The organism is Pseudoalteromonas sp. SG43-5 (assembly GCF_014164345.1).
In the GTDB taxonomy this organism is placed as follows: domain Bacteria; phylum Pseudomonadota; class Gammaproteobacteria; order Enterobacterales; family Alteromonadaceae; genus Pseudoalteromonas; species Pseudoalteromonas distincta.
Genome location: NZ_JACJFA010000009.1, coordinates 69,477 through 87,673, shown reverse-complemented (window position 1 = coordinate 87,673; position 18,197 = coordinate 69,477). Strand labels below are relative to the sequence as shown.

Sequence of the window (18,197 nt, the reverse complement as noted above, 5' to 3'; positions counted from 1 at the left end):
TTTTAAAACTATTAAATACGACTGAATAGGAGAGAGTAATTTAGAGGGAGTTGGTTCAATGAGTTGATAGGCATGCAAAAATACATACCTACCAACCACAAGGGATATACAAATTAGTTCTCATATACCTCTGCTTACGCGAAGGGTAAAAATTAGTAGTTACAAGTGCTAACTAAATTTTCTTTACTACAGTGTTTTGTCGCTCACCCCCGCAAAAGCGGGGAAACCAATTTAGCAGCACGACTGTCTGACTAAACTTTTTTTACTACGGCATTTGTCGCTCACCCCCGCAAAAGCGGGGAAACCAATTTAGCAGCACGACTGTCTGACTAAACTTTTTTTACTACGGCATTTGCCGTTCACCCCCGCCAAAGCGGGGAACCCAACTTAGTAGCACGACGGGCTAACTAATTTTTATGAACTAATTGTATCTTTTTATTTATCCCCATTTACTAAGGAGACTGCAGAGGAATAGCATTGCTACCCTCCTATGTTTCGAACTTTAAATGCTCCTGCTTTATAACGCAAGCCTTTTATTGCTTTTAATTTAAAAATGGTAAGATGCGTGTATTTTATAGGTTTTTAATGCTCTTTTCGAAGACGATGGGTGCTTTAACCGTAAGATGATAAGCCAAGTTAAAGCGTTATTAATATTAAAAGTAAAATCACACTGTGTTTTTTAAATAAAGATAAGCGAGAAATGCTTGTTAAGTACTCAAAGTTATTTGTTAAAGGTAGCTTTAAATACTGAGGCGAACGTTTTATAAAAGGGAGCATTTCGCTCCCAGATATCAGTAATACGATTCATATGGCTTTACCTTATTAAAGAATATAGTAAGTAAAGCCAGCAAATTTACACTAGCTACATTTCTAATTCCCAGCTTATCAGGGTAAAGCGAACCATATCTATTACGTAATACAGTGATCGCTGTGATTTAATATGTATGTAGTCTGGATCTGAGGTAATTTCGCGCTCACAGTCACTAGATTCATAGATTGGACAGTTTGATTCGCACCACATATCATAAGAAGTTTCACCAATTTCGTCTTCATAGATTGTACCTATTAGGTCATACTCAAAAATGCGTAAGCTGAACTTATTAAGCATATCACAGAAGAGGTCTGCATTGCTTTCGGTTGCAGCCAATGGTGACGGCCACAGCTTGGTACCATTTCCATTACCCTCAATGTAATCTTCGTTTGCAGGATAAATAAATGTATCTGCCTGTCCATTATTCTTGTCGACCATTTCTTCAAACCTAATTAGCTGTGAGTTATATATTGTATTGGTGAAATTTACCTCCCCCTTCTCTTCATCTTCATCTTCATCTTCATCTTGTTCATCTGACTTTTCACAACTTTCTTCGGGCATTGTTTGAGACGATGTTTGTTCTGCACTTAATGCTGCTTCTGGCAACGTTAACACTTCCTCGTTCAGGGGCTCATTTTTTTCATAAACGTTGGACGACAGAGCCTTTAATGCTTGCTCCCAAGTTAAATTCATTTCACTTTGAGCAATTTCATCTAGTGCTTGGTTTAAAGGGATTGCTTTTTCTTTCTTTAATTTTTTTGCGTCTTTTTTGGCGCGAGAAATAGACAGGCCAGAAGGAAAGTATTGTTCTAACTGATTCATAGTGTAAACCCTAAATATGCTTACGTCCGCCCACTAACATTACGCATGTTAAATGTTTAACTATTTTTATTTATAATCATGATTGTCCGACAGGACTGCGCTCAAAGTGGGCGAAACGAGCTCATCAGCAAGGCTCAGAAGGATTATTCAACAAATTGAGTGAGATCGCAACATGTTTGGCGAAAGTAAAGTTAATTTCGCTGAACTTTGTATTTTTCGAAAGTTTAGATTCGTTGAATTACAAACCCATTTTGTAATATTTAAAGTGAATAAAGGTAAAAACAGCTTGTTAAATAAATTAAATCACTTAGCCCTTTAAATAAATTACATACGGTTTTTTATTGCAAAAAGCATAAGTTTACCCTCATCCTTACATTTACAAAGCATCCCTACTTTTAATACCAATTTATTACTAATTAACACTCAAAAATCCACGACCTTTGCGGTATGATAAGCCAATAATTATATTGATATTCTTGCAAAGAGAGACCATATGGACGCTGCATCAAAAAAGCCTGCAACTAAAAAAGCCACAAAAAAAACACAAGTCGGGTTTGAAGAGTCCCTTTGGGATGCCGCCAATAAACTGCGCGGGAGTGTTGAATCAGCCGAATATAAGCACATTGTTTTAAGCTTAATCTTTCTTAAATTTATTAGTGATAAATTTGAAGTGCGTAAAAAGGCTATCGTTGCTGAGTACGGTGATGAATACATCGATATGGTCGACTTTTACGCGATGGATAACGTGTTTTACCTACCAGAAGATGCACGCTGGTCGTATATTCAAGCCAACGCCAAGCAAGGCGATATTGCCGTTAAAATAGATACCGCACTGCACGCGGTTGAAAAAAACAATAAATCACTAGCCGGCGCATTGCCCGATAACTATTTTTCGCGCTTAGGGCTTGATGCCAGTAAGCTCTCGGCGCTTATCGATACGATTAATAATATAGACACCATTGCCAACCAAAACGAAAAAACAGAAGAAGACTTAGTTGGCCGTGTGTATGAATACTTTTTAGGTAAATTTGCTGCATCAGAAGGTAAAGGCGGGGGCGAGTTCTACATAATGTCATCTACGTTTTTATCGAGCAAATGCCACCTAAAAACCGCCGCCTAAACTGTTACCTATATTTGGCTAAGAACTACCTTTAATATCATCTCAGTAAATCAATTTTCGAGTACGTTGAAGAATTAGCGGATCTCCCTTGCTAAAATTGAGGCTGCCTTTAACAATACTTCTCGCTCCTCAGATATTTCTTCCAACCTAGATTCCAGCTTTTTCATTAAGAACTTACTCTTTGAGTTGTTTTTCTCCTCCCTTTTTAACTTTATCCACCGATACAGAGTACTTGAGGAAATACCCAGCTCACTAGCTACTTCAGGAACTCGTTTTTCACTGTTCATTATTTTTTTAATCGCCAGATCTTTTGTATCTTGCGCATATGGCTTATTCACAGAGTGTTACTCATCATTAAACTTAGTATTCCTAAGTATACATGATAGGATAAAACTTAGAGAATCTAAGTATTATAAATTTACTTATGAATATTCATTGGAATTCATCAACCCATTGCCATACCGGCTTAAAGAAGCTCGGCTTCGATCAAAACTTTCTCAGAAGTCGCTGGGAATTAAAATTGGTCTGGAGCCCAGTTCGGCGAGTGGGCGTATGAACCATTATGAAAAAGGTAGGCATACTCCGGATTTACAAACTTTAAAGCGCATAGCTGAAGAGCTGGATGTGCCGCTTAATTATTTCTTTTGCGAAACGGAAGAAATGGCCAACTTTGTGGTTATGTTGCATCAATTACCAAAAGAAAAAAGAGGTAAGATCCTTGCAATAATGAGTGAAGAAATTGACTCGAAAGTCTAATCTAGTTTAGCGTTGCCCGCGCATCACTCATTCAAATACATTTCCGCCATATCATCTAATTTGGCCTTTACTTCTTTCCAATTCGGCATTACTTGGGTTAACAAACGCCAGAATCTTTCGCTGTGGTTGTGCTCAGCTATATGGCAAAGCTCATGTAATATCACGTAATCAATACATTCTTTAGGCGCTTTAACAAGGTGCGGATTGAGCATCAAGTTGCCTTTAGTTGAACAGCTTCCCCATTGCTTTTTCATTGCCATTACACGAAATGAAGGAATGCCTGTTACCCAAATGGCTTTTGGAAGTAATTCAGCTAGTCGCTCATGAAAAATTGCTTTTGCTTTGTGTTGATACCATTTGTCGATTAGCGGTTTAATTTTCACCAAACGATCATCAATATCTTTACTAGCCTCATGCTTGATTGTTACGTTCAACTTGCCACGGCTTAGTTTTACGTTAGGTACTTGCCCAGCATCATTAATAATTTTTAAGACATAGCGCTTACCGAGGTAAAACTGAGTTTCGCCACTCATATAACGCTTAGGTAAAACGGTATCTTTTTGTTTAGCAAATTCATCAATGCTTTGCCAAACCCATCTGGCACGCTTATAAACGGCTTCCTGAATAGCCTCATCACAGGCATCATGAGGCACAGTAACTACAACACGTTGATCAGGGTGAACCTTAATAGTTACCTTGCGTGCTGTTTTTTTAGCATCATCAGTAGGCTTGGTGTTACGAATAACATCATAGTGAATGGAGTCGTTACCATAGGTAAAAACACCGCGCTCATTGGTCGTTGGTCGGCTTTCTTTTCGGAAGATTGCGGCAGAAACAGCTTGCTTATTCACTTTCATTAGCCTCTTGATAAGCCTAGTCGAGTGATTTTGAGTACTTCTTCAATTAGCTTTTGCGCGTTATCAAGGCCAAGTTCAGCAAATAACATAGGTAATAACTTCATGTGGATTGCATTTTCAATTTCCGCATGATTAATGGAATACTCGGCAACAGCCGTATTGACTACATCATCAATACTAAATGCCAAGGCAACCAACTTATCATTGTCCAATGATTTTTCATTTAAGAAGTTAGCATCAAATAGGTGCTTGAATAAGCCAAAGTAAGCTTGGGCATGTTTATTCAACTTGCCTGAGTCATCCACAAACTCATCAGGCATATCTACAATCTGTCGCTCTTTTACTTCCTGTTCAAAATCCGCGAAGAGGATGTATTGCTTAACGGGCGCATCGAACATCGCTTTGGCATCTTCAATCGCCTTTTTAAGCATTTTAGAAAAATACTCTTGAGCATAAGGATCATCAGCTAAGTCTTGCTCAATCATCTTAGTTATTCGACCTGTGATTTTATCGGTCTGGTTACGCGCTTCGTCATCGCTCATATCCTGTGGCTTAACGTCTTTTCCTAAATTTCCGACTAAATACGCACCGTCAGGCTCTTTAACTTCAATACCAGCAATGTGCTTGTCTAGAAGACTGCGAATATCTTCAGCGTATTCGTCATAATTAATGGTTTCGTCAGCATCTTCACGCACTTGTTTGCGCAAATCGACAAAGGCTTTTAGATCACGTTTGTACAAGTCACGTTTGTTATCGAATGATTTATCTTCAAAGTAGGTTGCTGATTGCAATGCTACTTTCATACAGTTTGAAAATGCAGTTAGAGCTGAGTAAAAGTCATCACGCTTTTTAAGATTGGTATCAACAAGCTTACCATCGACATCTTGCACTTTAGGCGCTAACGCTTGGCGAAGTGCTGGGCCATCTTGCTTGTTTTTAACCCCATCAAATATCGCCCATAAATCGCTGTGCAGCCCCGGAAGCTTTTTGTATTCCGTATCCATTCGGTTATACAATCCTTTTAGGTCATCAATATCAAAGCCGCCTTGGGTGCGCTCAGCAAGGTCTTGGTACTTCTCAATAGTGGTATCAAGCTCTTTTAAAATGCCTCGGTAATCAATTAAGTATCCAAACTGTTTTTTACTATGCAATCGGTTTACACGGGCAATCGCTTGAATAAGGTTGTGCTCTTTAAGGGGCTTATCGATGTAAAGCACTGTGTTCTTTGGTTCGTCAAAGCCCGTTAGCAGCTTATCAACTACGATCATGATGTCTGGGCCATTATCTCTACCAAAGTCTTCAATAATGGCTTTGGTGTAGGCTTTTTCGTCCATTTTATTAACGTTAGCCTTCCACCAATTTTGCACTATGTCCTTACTTTCTTGATCAACCGCTTCGTGCCCCTCACGAGTATCTGGAGCCGACATCGCCACAACCGATGTCACCGTGCCTATTTTATCCAATGCCTTCTTATAACGAATTGCAGAGGCTTTAGAATCACAAGCTAGCTGACCTTTTAAACCTTGCTGTTTAAAGTTCTGGAAGTGGTCGGCAATGTCGTATGCGATTAATTCAATACGACCTTCGGTTTGGTATATCTGACCTTTTTGAGAAAACTTCTTCTTTAGGTCTGTCTTTTGCTTATCACTTAGTTTGCTAGTGCTGCGCTCAAACCAAGCGTCAATGGCTTTGTCATTAACGTTCAGCTCTGGAATACGCTCTTCATACAATAATGGCGTAACGGTTTTATCTTCAACCGCTTGCTGCATGGTGTAAGAGTGGATGATCTTGCCGAATTTATTTTCGGTTTTATCGTCCTTTAACAGTGGCGTACCCGTAAAAGCAATATAGGCAGCTTTAGGCAGCGTCTGCTGCATACGGATATTATTTTCACCGTTTTGACTTCGGTGGCCTTCATCCACAAGTACAATAATGTTTGGGCTATCGTTGTAGCAGTCTTTATGTTTTATTGCAGAGCCAAACTTATTAATGATCGAGAAGATAACTCGCTCATTTCCTTTACCAATTTGTTCCGCTAAACGCTTGCCAGTCGTTGCCATTGCATCTTTTTTATCTCGGTCAGTTAATACACCACCAGATGCAAAGGTTCTGCTTAGTTGGTCTTCTAAGTCCACACGGTCTGTCACTATGATCACTCGGCATTGCGCCAATTCTTCTAGCCAAATAAGCGCTTTTGATAAAAACACCATAGTAAATGACTTACCGCTACCTGTGGTGTGCCAAATAACACCTCCTTCACGAGCGCCTGAATCATCAAACGTATTTATGCGTTCAATAAGTGCTTTTATGCCAAATACCTGCTGGTATCGAGCGACAATCTTGCCTGCTTTTTTATCAAACAAGGTAAACAGGCGAGTCATATCGAGCAGGCGTTCAGGGCGAAGCAAGCTGACGATAAGCCTATCTTGATCGGTAACGGTTAAGTCACCCGCTGCAACCAATGATAGGTAATCATCTTTCGCTTTGGCAGGACGATGCTTAAATAGGCCATCTAATTGTCCATCGTTCAACTTGTGATTTTTAAGTCTCACAAATTCCGCTTCGGGTATTTGTTCTTCCTTCCACTTAGCCCAAAACTTATCTATTGTACCGCAAGTTGCATATAAACCTTCATGCCCATTTACTGCTAATAGCAATTGGCTATAGGCATACAAGTGAGGAATTTCAGCCTGACCTTGATTGCGAATGTGCTGAGAAATCGCCTCAGCGTTGGTCGATTTGCCTTCTTTATTTGAATCCGGGCGTTTCGCCTCAATCACTACTAATGGCAACCCATTTACAAAGCACACAATATCGGGAATGCGATTGCCAGTGCCTTCGGCATTTTGAACCACTAATTCTTCAGTAAAATGGAATTGGTTATTATCAAGATTGTGCCAATCAATAAGCTTAATGGTGGGAGAGGCTTTTTTTCCGTCTATAAATTCAGTAACGCTAACGCCATACATTAGTGCATTGTATATTTTCTCATTAGCCGCTTTTAACCCTAAATTCATGGCAGGGTTTAGCTCATGCATGACCTTATCAATTGCGGCCTCTGATAATGTATGTTGCTTACCCGCAAATGAGAATGTTTGTTTCGCTAAAAAGGCACGCATTACGGGCAATAAAATAACCTGATGAGTGCTTTTCTTTTCGTTTGCTAAAGTATTGCCACGTAGCGCTTCGCATTCACTTGGGGGAATGAAGGTGTAACCCAAGTTGGTTAACAATGTCAGTGCTGGTATTTTTGCGCTGAATTCTTCTTGAAATTTAACCGTTGCCATTGTGCTTTATCATCCTTAATAGTTTATCCCACGCTACTCGTTATTTGCATATCGCTATGCATATTACCTTGCTCAGAGGCAGACTCTAGAGTGCGACCTTGGTGATCGTGCAGCGTTACCCCTTGCTCTGTTTTCCAGTCTACCCAGCCATTAGAACTGGCAAGTAACAAAAACATCGAAGCACCGCTTGGCGTAGGGAATAAATAATCACGTTGAAATACAAAACGACCACCTTGCTCTGCGATTACACCTTTAGCTAGTAGCTGGTCACGCTTATCATAAAACCGTTGTTCGGTTTTACGCTTGGTGGTCATAGGAGCGGAAGAGCCTTTTAATACCACCATGCCTTCGTTGGTATAAATGCCCTTGGCATCGACACCTGTACGACTACACGAAAATACCTGTTCAGTTTTAGTAGGTGATGTTTCTGTCAGTGGTTCAAAAATAGGATAGCCAAGGGTGGCTAATAACAAGCTACCAATTTCATGAATTTCATCGCAATCTGCTTTAAGTGGCACGGGTGTATGCGGCTTTTGCCCACCATTACCATTAAGCAATTCATAACGCTGGCAATGCTTTGCTTTTTCTATCGACAGTGATTCTAAATACAACACATGGGTTTGGGTTAAGTTATTGGTGAGCGACACCAAAACTAATGCCCGCTCCCAATCTTTCTTTTCGTCTTTGTAGTGCTGCATCAAGCGGCTGCCCACATCACCCGACTGACCGATATATAACTCGTCATTATCTGAATAAGTGTTATCACCAGAAACCAAGAAATACAGCCCAACTTGCTTGGCTTCTGGCATTTTTACAAATTCAGCAATATCACTACGAGGCACTTCTATTAAGCGAATAATCGACGTGGTTTGCTCGGCAATACGAATACCCGCAGGGTCGCCTGTAGGTAAAAAGATTTGAATGGTACGAGGTCGCTTTGGTGTGTTCATGCGACCTCCTTGTCATCAACTTTGACTCTACGCTTGCCTGTTAACAGTTGCTGCATCAGCGCTTTTTTCTCTTGTTTTAGGTCGGCAAGCTGTCGTTCTAATAGCTCTATTTCTCTATCTGAATTCGTAAGGACGATAGCGATTCTTTGTTGTTCCTCTAATGGTGGGAGTGTGAAGTGCGCTTTATTTATTCCACCAATAGATAAACCAAATCGTGTTGCTCCTGTAGCTAAAGTAAAGAAATAGTATCGAGTTTTTTGCATCGAAAATAAGTAATTGAGGTACGCTCCCTCAACTAATTGACTGTTTGGGCGGATAATTGCTAAATGATATCCACAAACAGTTCCACCTAAATCTTCACTTACTAGAGCTGGTATTGCTATGTCTCCCGGAGTTTCCGAGTCTTTAGTAATGATGACATCGTTAACTTGCAATGTGTATTTATCTATCTCAGACTGTTTAGCTGTAGCCTTCATAAACTCTATTGAGTTAGTAATTCTAGTGTTGTAGTAAACGTCAGTGTAATTGCACAGTTCAACTGGAATTTCACCTTCTACAATCTTCTTATCAACAGGACTAACTATTATTTTTGCAACATCGTGCAGGTAAAGGTCTTCCCACTCTCCTTCAAACGGTTTACCTGAATCATCAAGTAGGCGTTTTTTACCTGTGAGCAGTTGTTGCATCAGGGCTTTTTTCTGTTGTTTGCTGTTGTCAATTAGGCGCTCAGTGTTGCCAATCGCTTTGTCCCAAGTAGATAAGATTTTGGCGATTTTGCGTTGTTCTGGTAGTGGGGGTAAAGGAAATATCATTTCAGATACAACGCCCCAGTCAGCCCTTGGCATTTTTGAACCAGCGGACTTATTTGCTTCTGAGATAAATTGATTCGTTTGAACAAGCTGAAATAAATATGGGTTAATAATCTTCTTTGTTGGTGAAAAAACCCATATCTCTGATGAGCAAACTCCATCAAAATTTGGTTGAGCATACTTTCTCAAGTATGGCCTCAACTTACCGAAAATTACATCTCCAGCTTTAAATTTGTTTTTGGTACTTCCTAGGTTGGAAGCTGGTACATTGCCAGTTAATTGCCCTGTTTCCTGAGCTATGTGCTCTAATTCAATACAAGGAAAGCAATCTGTCGATTTCTTTGGGTCGTATTTACTTTTTGATAATTTAACAACCTCACCAAACGCTTTATGTTCCCATCCATTAGGCACCATAACCCAACTCCTTCAAATAGCTTTCCATTTCTGCTTCAAGGGTTTGCAGCTCATTTTTAAGCTGAACACGTTCAGTGCGTACTGCCACTAAATCAATCTCAGCTTCTTCTTCAAAGGTATCAACGTAACGAGGAATATTGAGGTTAAAGTCGTTTTCTTTGATTTCATCAAAACTGGCAAGGTATGCGTATTTGTCAACGGTTTCACGGGCCTTGTAGGTGTCGATGATTTTTTGGATATTCTTAGGTGTTAGCTGGTTTTGGTTTTTGCCTGATTTAAATTCACGGCTAGCGTCAATAAATAACACATTGTTATCAATTTTTTTCTTTTTGAATATCAGAATAGCAGCTGGTATGCCTGTACCAAAGAACAGTTTTTCTGGCAGGCCAATAACGGTGTCTAGCAGGTTTTCTTCAATAAGCTGTTTGCGAATTTTGCCTTCGCTTGATGCCCTAAATAACACACCATGCGGCACGACTACTCCCATGCGACCTGTTTCCGGTTTTAGCGTTTCAATCATGTGGCTGATGAATGCATAGTCGCCTTTGGTTTTTGGTGGAATACCTCGTCTAAAACGCCCATATGGGTCGTTACTGGCATCATCATGTCCCCACTTATCTAATGAAAATGGCGGATTTGCCGTTACTACATCAAAGTGCAGTAAAGCGTTTCCGTCTTTCTCTTTTAGTAGTGGGTTACGAATGGTGTCGCCCCATTCAATGCGGTGGTTATCTTCACCGTGAAGAAACATGTTCATTTTTGCTAGCGCCCAAGTTGAGCCAATCGCTTCTTGCCCAAATAAGGCGTATTTTTTGGAGCCAGAGTTTTTACGTACCATAGCGCCACATTTTAGAAGCAGTGAGCCACTTCCTGTACACGGATCGCAGATTTGGTCGCCTTCAACTGGCTCTAAAACGGTTGCTAAAAGGGTTGATACCTCTGGCGGGGTATAGTATTCACCAGCGGTAGCACCACTGCCAGCGGCAAAGTGTTTGATCAGATATTCGTAAGCATTACCGATGATATCTAAGCTGCCCACACGCTCTGAGCTTAAATCTAAAATGTCTTTACCAAAGTCTTCGAGCAAATGACGAAGTAAATCGTTCTTTTGTTTTTCTTGGCCTAATCGATCAGTGTTAAAGCTGATGTCTTGGAATACGTTTTTAAGCTTGCTGCCGTTGGCTTCTTCAATAGCGTGTAAGGCTTTATCGATGCGCTCACCGTTACCTGCTTCATAACGCTTTTCGTATAAATCCCAAAAACTTGCGCCTTCTGGTAGTACAAAACGCTGTTTCGACATCATGGCGTGGATCAGCTCAGGGTTATCACCATATTGCGCAACTAATTTGTTGTATTCGTCTTTATAAACATCAGAGATGTACTTTAAAAACAGCATGGTGAGGATGAAGTCTTTATAGGTATCGGCACTGATCACACCACGAAAGGTATCGCAGGCGTTCCACACCGCTTTATTGATATCGTCCTGATTGATTTGAACATTGTTTTTCATGTGTTTCTATTCCCAAATTTTATTTAATTTTTCTTCGGCTATTCAGTAATCAAATGCCTAGCTCTTGCAATGCAATGGCTTCTAACTGTTGTTGCCGATTTTGTATTAACTTTTTCAGTGTCTTTTGCTCTTTTACGCCACATTGATGTAGTGCAGTGAGCCGGTTTTGCTTTTCAATCTCTAGTAGCTTAATTGGTACGCTTTCTAAAACCTGCCTTCGAATACTCAAATACATAGAACCTTCAGCGGTTGTTTTAAAATAGCGCTGTGCAGGTTGTTGATTTAATTGCCAACACAGAAAGTTAGGTGAAATTAAAGCACGATATTCAGGCTTCAATCGCACTAGAAAAAAGTGAGGCGAGCAGACCGTTTGCTCTTTTATATTTTCAACTAGAACACAGTGGTGTTTTGCACCTTTTGCTACAAATAGCACATCTCCGTTTTGTAACCAGTCGGGTTGCTTTTTAGTTTTTAAGTGAGTTTTAACAATACTATCGTGGTTAATTTCGCCCGTTATTTCAGTATCCCTAACCTGGATGACATTGACTGTCCCATCCGTGTATTGCTTGATTGAGCCTCTGAATGGATGCCCCAAGCGAATATCAGCGAGTTCATGGAGTAGTAAGCTCTGTGCAACATGCTTTGTTTGCGCTTTCATAAGGCCTCAGTTTTACCTTTACCAACACTTTTTGATCTTCTAAAAGCTTTCAAAAACGCGCGGCTTGATTGCTCTAAGTTGCGCAACTTTTTGTCTCTGATTGAAGCTTCATTCATCTTGCAATGGTGGATTATCTTAAAGCATACGTCAATTTATTTTTGCAGTAACGGCATACTGCAATTTTGTGTTTGACTAAAGCAAAACTTGTCGCTATATTTTTTGCAGTATTTAAATGGAGCAATTTATTTGAGTGTAATCTACCCTAATATTGTTAATCGAACCGTTAATCTAGGTAGTCTGCCTTACATTTCTGATGTTAATGAGCAAGGTTATCGCGAAGTTATGTTTCACGAGGACCGTTTTATTGAGCGTTTTCCAAGAGTGTTATCGCTTAATAGGCTACAAGATGCTCTTGAAATAAATTTGTTCCTTGAGCATAGGTATAAAGGTTTATTCATGCCCCCTAAGCGAGGCGGAAACAAGAATCCACTTGGTGGTGTGTCACTTGTAACCGTGCGGTCGTTAGCGAATTCTATGAGTTTATTCTTGCAATGGGTTGAGAAGAATAATGTGGACTGGCAAGAGGTTTATGCTGTGAGTGACAGCGATAAAGCAAAATACTGGTTGCCTGTTTATCGCTATCGCAAGCATCTTATAGAACAAGTGATTGCAAAGGGTATTGAACGAGATACGGCAAACCTGTACATCAATCATGTGAGGCAGTTCTACGAGTGGGCAAGAAAGCAAAAAAGAATTGATAAAGTGCCATTCAAATACAAAACCAAGATTATTAAGAAAAAGCGTAAGGACGGCGGTTTAGACTTGCTATTTACCGATTACGGTAGCGATGAAAAAGGATTTACCATTACCACCACTGACTTACTGATCCCTAAAAAGTACAAGCAAAAGAAACCAGGTGATGCGGGTTTATCGCCTTATAGCCAAGAGGAACTTAAGCTGCTCTATGCTAGCAGAGAGCTCGCAAAGCAAGGTGCTAAATTGAGAGTGGATTTAGCAGTGCAATGCGGCTTACGTGCAGAAGAAATAGCCACTTTTAGTGCTAATCATGTTGTTGATCCTGCCTTGGAAAATAAATCTATTTACTACGTAACTATCACTGGGAAGTATGATAAAGAGCGATCAATAATGGTGTCAAAAGGATTGATGGCATCACTTTGGCAATACCGCAATGGAAATGAACATCAAGACAGATTAGCTAAGTGGCAGCTTGAACATGGTAACTGTGATGATGCACCACTGTTTATTAACCGCTCTGGTGATTTCATGTCTCGTAAATCTATAGGCAATGTGATCTCGAAAGTGCGACAAGAGTTGGCACCATTTGGTATATCACTTAAGCGAGATTTTCATGACTTACGTTCAACATTTGCCACCAACCTAGCGGGCTTCCTTATCCACAAAAATTTACCCATTGGCTTTGTTCAATACAAGTTGATGCAGTTGATGGGCCATGCAGATTTTTCAACGACTCAAAAGTACATCAATTTCGCTCGTTCATTAACGTTTGATAAGCAAATGGCAAGTTGGGTAGATAAGTTATTTGGAGAACTTGTTGAGCCTTTACAAGAGGCGGCATTTAATCCTGGTTTTTCAGGAGAAGTAAATGCTTAATGGTGTTCTAAACTTTTCTCGCTTAGAAACTCAGTTGAGTGACAATGTGACTGCTGAAAGCAGTAAACGCGTAAAATTACATATCCAATTTTTTAAACGGATACTGATGCGATATGAAGTTTTACACGGTCATTGTCATAGGCTGGTTAAGGACATTAACTCGTTAATCGATAGGGATTATTGGCTCAAGTTAGAGGTAAAATCAGCTTATCTTGAGCCTAAAGATGATGTCCTATTCAGACGTTGCTTATTTCATTTTGCCAGTACGATAAGTGAAGTAAAATCCAGACCCAGTAGCGTATTTGTTTTTGATACTAACATTGATCTATTAAATTGGTATCGAAAAAACTTCGAGTTAGGAAGTGACTTACATGAGGCTTTAACTAACTGGAACTTGGATTCTGGTTTAGCTGGTAGTACAACTAGGACCAATGCACAGAAAGCGCTGATGTGCTTACATCTCTTGTTTGATAAAGCACCGAAACTAGCTGATTTAATATCAAAGCATGGTTTAAGTTGGTTTAGATCGAGTCAGCACTTTAAAAATGTCTTTCATGAACACCCAATAAAAGATCGGAACAAAGTTCTTCAATCAGCTTTACTTTCAGTGCTTAGAGTAAATTACCCAAAGCGCTTTTCAACAGTCAAAATTGCAATCAACAGAAAGTCTATTGACGTAACTGATTTGGCACAGTTAGAACCGGTTTTAATCAAACAACTTCAGGCCGTTGCAGATTCTGAGAAGTTTAAGGGAGACTTAGAGCATAGCATTGAGGCTATGACCAGGCGGTTTTTAGCTATTGTTACTAGTATCCGTCGGTTTTATGAGGAAAAACCTGATGCATTCAAAGAGCATGGACTCGATAACTTTAAGGCAAATAATTTTTCGCTATTGAAAGAAGCTAAAGCTGCCTTAAGGAAAGACCAGTTTTCAGAGCTTTTACTGGTGGTAGAGCAACATTTAGGCGAGAAGATACACCGTCATGACTATATCGCTCATTTATTGCCGTTTTATTTTAAACGATACGAAAGTTTCCGATGCATCGACTATAGTGAGGTTGCTTTAACTTGTCCTAGCTTGATGCTCGAAATTGAGCTGTTGCACCGATCAGAAATAGCGTTATTGCCTGAAAAAAATTATAACATCGAAACTCTTCATACTAGATTTTCTAAACTCAAGCGCCTGATAGTTAATTATCTGATTCCAAATTATAAAAAAGAAGTTTTAGAGCATGGGTTTCTATGTTTAGGCATGGACCAGAGTTCTATCCAAAAAGCTATATTTGAGCAACTACAAGGTGCAGTTAAAAGTAAATCTATAAGTATTCGTAGTGGTGCATCATATACGGAAACAATGCGATGGCTTATGACTATTACAGGCCAAGAGACGATAGAAGCTTTTAAAATATCTTACAAAAGGCATCAGCGTCACGCTAGGAGGTTAAGAATTGAAGACTTATACAGCGACAGTGAGTTGAGAGAACTCATATTCTTTATTGAGAAAGGGATTAATGAGGCTCAGAGCTCCAAGCAGTTACTGGCCTTATACTTCGCTCGAATTCAAATTAAAAGCTGCTGGAACACATCGCCAATGGTTGATATTGAATTGAGTGATATTACCGATGTAGCCCTACCGACTGCACAAAAAAGTATAACTTTACTGCTGCAAAAGCCAAGAAAAGGGTATGACATTGATACTTACTCTTTGGATGGACGAGCTGTAAACAGCTTAATGCGTGATATTTTATTTGTTAGAGATACTATTACTAAAGATTACCGAAACCTCGCAGCTCCTGCTGTGCAACCGTTCTTATTCATTACCAAAGAAAAAACAAATGTAAGCCGAATCAAAAGTGGAACCATTGTTTCATACATCAAGGCGTTATTGAAAAGGTTAGGCTGCCGCGTTGCATATAACTCTATGCGGATTCGAAAAAGTGGTGCTAACCATATTTATCGCGATGTGGCTAAGCAAATGCGAGCTTATGAGGCAGTGAATTTGCATACGTTTGATACTTTCATCAAACATTATCAGCGAATTAGTGAGCAAAAGTCTCAAGAAACGTTACACACAGCAGTTGATGTGATGCAACGTTACTTTACTGGCAGAGAAATAGATTCTGAGATCCGAGTGCTAATGGTAGATGATGGTAGCACACAAAAAACACCTTCTGGACAGTGCTCATCGCGTGGTAATGATGAAGAAGCTAAGCAATATAATAAAACGCACCGACATCTTCAGCAGTCAAAAAGCAACGCATGGTGTAGCGACTTTCTAGCTTGCATTTGGTGCAAACACTTTAGAACAGTTGCTGATCCTGAGCATGTATGGCAGCTATTAAGTTATAAAAAATATGTGCTTTCAGACATGTCCGCCAGTATTTCTGATATTGATAACAACGAATTTCAGCAAGAAGCAATAAACGCATTACAACAAAGAGTTGACGACATTCTAGTTCAAGTAGCTAAAAGAAGTCAGAGTGCACTGAATAAAGGTGAGGAGCTACTGATGAATAAAGGTATGCACCCGTTTTGGGAGTTTGCAATTACATCAGCTAACAGCTTGAGGGGGATAAATGTCTGACACTTTCACTGCTATAAATCATTGTTTGAAAGTTGAAGGTCTCATCCACTTACTCCCTTATGATGAGAAGCGGGTAGAATTACTTTCTTCAATATTGCTATGGAGTTTTATACGCCTAAATAAGGAACAAAAAACACTTTTTGGTGACGACTCTTGGCTTTCTGAAGGTAATAAACTATCGGTTACCTTTAATGGTGTCGGGGCGGAATTTCAATACCAACTGAAAGCTTTAACACTTGGTATGTATACTCAAGGATCAGGGCAAGGAATGGACCCCCTTAGCTGGGAGACTATTCGAAGAAATATCAGTAATTTGAAGCGCCTTGCTAAATGGCTTGAGGGGTATGGTATTAAAAGTTTTTCTGTATTGGGCTCCCTACCAGAACTTCGTTTACGGAACATAATTATTGAACTCGTACGAGTCTCTAACTTGCAGAAGCACCCTTCGTTTGCTCAATCATTGCTAGCAGCTATTTACTGGTTGAAACGATATTCTGTGATTAAAAATGAGCTGTTTTTTGACTTAACAAATGAATATTTTATGCCATATACTTTGCTTAAAAAACAGCGCAGAAACAAGCATTCAATCATCCCAATACAAGTTATGAAGCAAGCGCTAAAACTATGTGAAGTGCATCTTAATGCCGCTGAGCAAATTATAGATGATTGGTACTTGCTTCAGACCCAACTCAATAATTCTATTTCTACGCTACCAAAAACAGGTTTTAAAAATTCGACTCATATAGATGGTTTGAGTAATTATGAGTCATCGTGGCTAAACGAAAATCACGAAGCAATAAAAAATCTTCGTAAATATACGTTTGTTTTAGTAATTAGTTATACAGGAATGCGTTATAACGAAGCTTTGGCACTTAACGATGATGCAGCTATTGAGCGTAATGGCAAATATTTCATAAAGTCCTTTTTATCTAAAACCACTGATGAAATACAATGTTTAGAGTGGATAACAAATGAAGTTACCTACCGCGCTGTAAATCTACTCTCAAAGGTTTGCTCTATCTATCGCCAAAGAGCAGGATTACTTCTAAGGCATCATAGCGATGTGTTACCAACCAAAAGAGCTATTAACCTAGAGTTTGGACTCAAGTCTAAAACTCTATTTGGAACAATACCGCACAAAAAAGCGTGTGAATTTTCTTTAAATACTAAACTTGGGAAAAGCTCATTCAATAATTTTAATAAGCTTTTTAGTATACGCCTTAGTCAACAAGATGTTTCAGAGCTGGAGCGTATGGACTGTAATTATCAATCAGTTGGCTCAAACCATAGAAATTTCAAAAAGCCTTATGCAGTGGGTGACTTGTTTAATTTCACAGCTCATCAATTTAGACATACATTCGCTTGGTTTATCGTTGCTAACCGTCTCGGCGATCTAGATGACATTAAATATCAATATAAACACCTCGAAAATATGATGACATTGGTTTATAGCCAGCGAGGCTATGAGTCTATGGAGGAATTGATTGGACTAACTGATAGTTTCTCAGAATTCATGATTTCACAAGCGATGGAAGATATGGTTATCGCAGCCAATGATGGCAGATTAGCAGGAAAAGGCGGCCAAAATTTTATAACCAAGTTGTCAGAAATTCTTGCTGATGACCTAACCACTGGGAACGCGCCACATTTTAAAAATATGGAAGAGTTGATAACATTTGCTGCTAAGCATACCAATAATTTCAGGGGTGTATCACATGGCTATTGCACTAAGGGTGGGGAGTGCAAGGTTCGCAATGCCGCAGATCCGAGTCACTGTGTAAATTGTGATAGCTACATAGCAACACCTAGACACTTTCCGCATTGGCTGGTTGTTAAAAAGCGATGTGAATCCCAACTAGCTACATTTGAGAAGTTTCCGGTAGAAATAAAGCAGAGATTTAACGCTTTTAGTACAGCATTAAATGACAACCTTGAAGCCGCTAATATCATCATTGACCAGTTAACGATAAAAGTGAAGGAAGCCTAA

The 18,197-nt window shown here is 39.6% G+C and carries 12 protein-coding genes and 1 pseudogene; 5 read left to right on the top strand and 8 right to left on the bottom strand.

The window, feature by feature from the left end:
• Positions 1–862: 862 nt before the first annotated feature.
• Positions 863–1,633, bottom strand: a complete 771-nt coding sequence (locus H5161_RS11480) for a hypothetical protein (protein ID WP_182769339.1) — start codon at positions 1,631–1,633, stop codon at positions 863–865.
• A 493-nt stretch (positions 1,634–2,126) separates the two neighbouring features.
• Between H5161_RS11480 and H5161_RS11475 the strand changes: the two are divergent.
• Positions 2,127–2,699: pseudogene (locus H5161_RS11475) on the top strand (type I restriction-modification system subunit M N-terminal domain-containing protein); the annotation flags it as partial.
• 128 nt (positions 2,700–2,827) lie between these two features.
• On the opposite strand, the gene H5161_RS11470 reads toward H5161_RS11475, so the two are convergent.
• On the bottom strand, positions 2,828–3,091 hold the full coding sequence (locus tag H5161_RS11470) for a transposase (protein WP_182769337.1): 264 nt from the start codon (positions 3,089–3,091) through the stop codon (positions 2,828–2,830).
• Positions 3,092–3,188: 97 nt separating this feature from the next.
• On the opposite strand from H5161_RS11470, the gene H5161_RS11465 reads away from it, so the two are divergent.
• A complete protein-coding gene (locus tag H5161_RS11465; RefSeq protein WP_182769336.1) occupies positions 3,189–3,509 on the top strand; it encodes a helix-turn-helix domain-containing protein in 321 nt (106 codons plus the stop codon).
• Between the two features lie 23 nt (positions 3,510–3,532).
• On the opposite strand, the gene H5161_RS11460 is transcribed toward H5161_RS11465, so the two are convergent.
• From H5161_RS11460 to H5161_RS11435, 6 genes are read right to left on the bottom strand one after another with little or no spacing between them, the layout of a single operon-like run.
• Positions 3,533–4,366, bottom strand: coding sequence for a M48 family metallopeptidase (locus H5161_RS11460; RefSeq protein WP_220493524.1), 834 nt, complete (start codon positions 4,364–4,366; stop codon positions 3,533–3,535).
• On the bottom strand, positions 4,366–7,653 hold the full coding sequence (locus H5161_RS11455) for a type I restriction endonuclease subunit R (RefSeq protein WP_182769335.1): 3,288 nt from the start codon (positions 7,651–7,653) through the stop codon (positions 4,366–4,368). Before H5161_RS11455 ends, H5161_RS11460 begins: the two co-directional genes overlap by 1 nt.
• A 23-nt stretch (positions 7,654–7,676) precedes the next feature.
• Entirely contained in the window at positions 7,677–8,603 is a 927-nt protein-coding gene (locus H5161_RS11450; RefSeq protein WP_182769334.1) for a GIY-YIG nuclease family protein, read from the bottom strand.
• Positions 8,600–9,826, bottom strand: a complete 1,227-nt coding sequence (locus tag H5161_RS11445) for a restriction endonuclease subunit S (protein WP_182769333.1) — start codon at positions 9,824–9,826, stop codon at positions 8,600–8,602. Before H5161_RS11445 ends, H5161_RS11450 begins: the two co-directional genes overlap by 4 nt.
• Positions 9,816–11,336 carry a type I restriction-modification system subunit M gene (locus tag H5161_RS11440; RefSeq protein ID WP_182769332.1) on the bottom strand — a complete coding sequence of 507 codons (1,521 nt, stop codon included), beginning with the start codon at positions 11,334–11,336 and terminating at the stop codon, positions 9,816–9,818. Before H5161_RS11440 ends, H5161_RS11445 begins: the two co-directional genes overlap by 11 nt.
• Before the next feature lie 49 nt (positions 11,337–11,385).
• Positions 11,386–11,994, bottom strand: coding sequence for a restriction endonuclease subunit S (locus tag H5161_RS11435; protein ID WP_182769331.1), 609 nt, complete (start codon positions 11,992–11,994; stop codon positions 11,386–11,388).
• Positions 11,995–12,240: 246 nt separating this feature from the next.
• Between H5161_RS11435 and H5161_RS11430 the strand changes: the two genes are divergently transcribed.
• Genes H5161_RS11430 through H5161_RS11420 form a run of 3 tightly spaced genes read left to right on the top strand, consistent with a single transcriptional unit; the run spans position 12,241 to position 18,197 of the window.
• On the top strand, positions 12,241–13,626 hold the full coding sequence (locus H5161_RS11430) for a site-specific integrase (protein ID WP_182769330.1): 1,386 nt from the start codon (positions 12,241–12,243) through the stop codon (positions 13,624–13,626).
• Positions 13,619–16,210 (top strand): hypothetical protein, encoded by a 2,592-nt coding sequence (locus H5161_RS11425; RefSeq protein ID WP_182769329.1) that lies wholly within the window; start codon positions 13,619–13,621, stop codon positions 16,208–16,210. The genes H5161_RS11430 and H5161_RS11425 overlap by 8 nt, the downstream gene beginning before the upstream one ends.
• Positions 16,203–18,197 (top strand): hypothetical protein, encoded by a 1,995-nt coding sequence (locus tag H5161_RS11420; RefSeq protein WP_182769328.1) that lies wholly within the window; start codon positions 16,203–16,205, stop codon positions 18,195–18,197. Before H5161_RS11425 ends, H5161_RS11420 begins: the two co-directional genes overlap by 8 nt.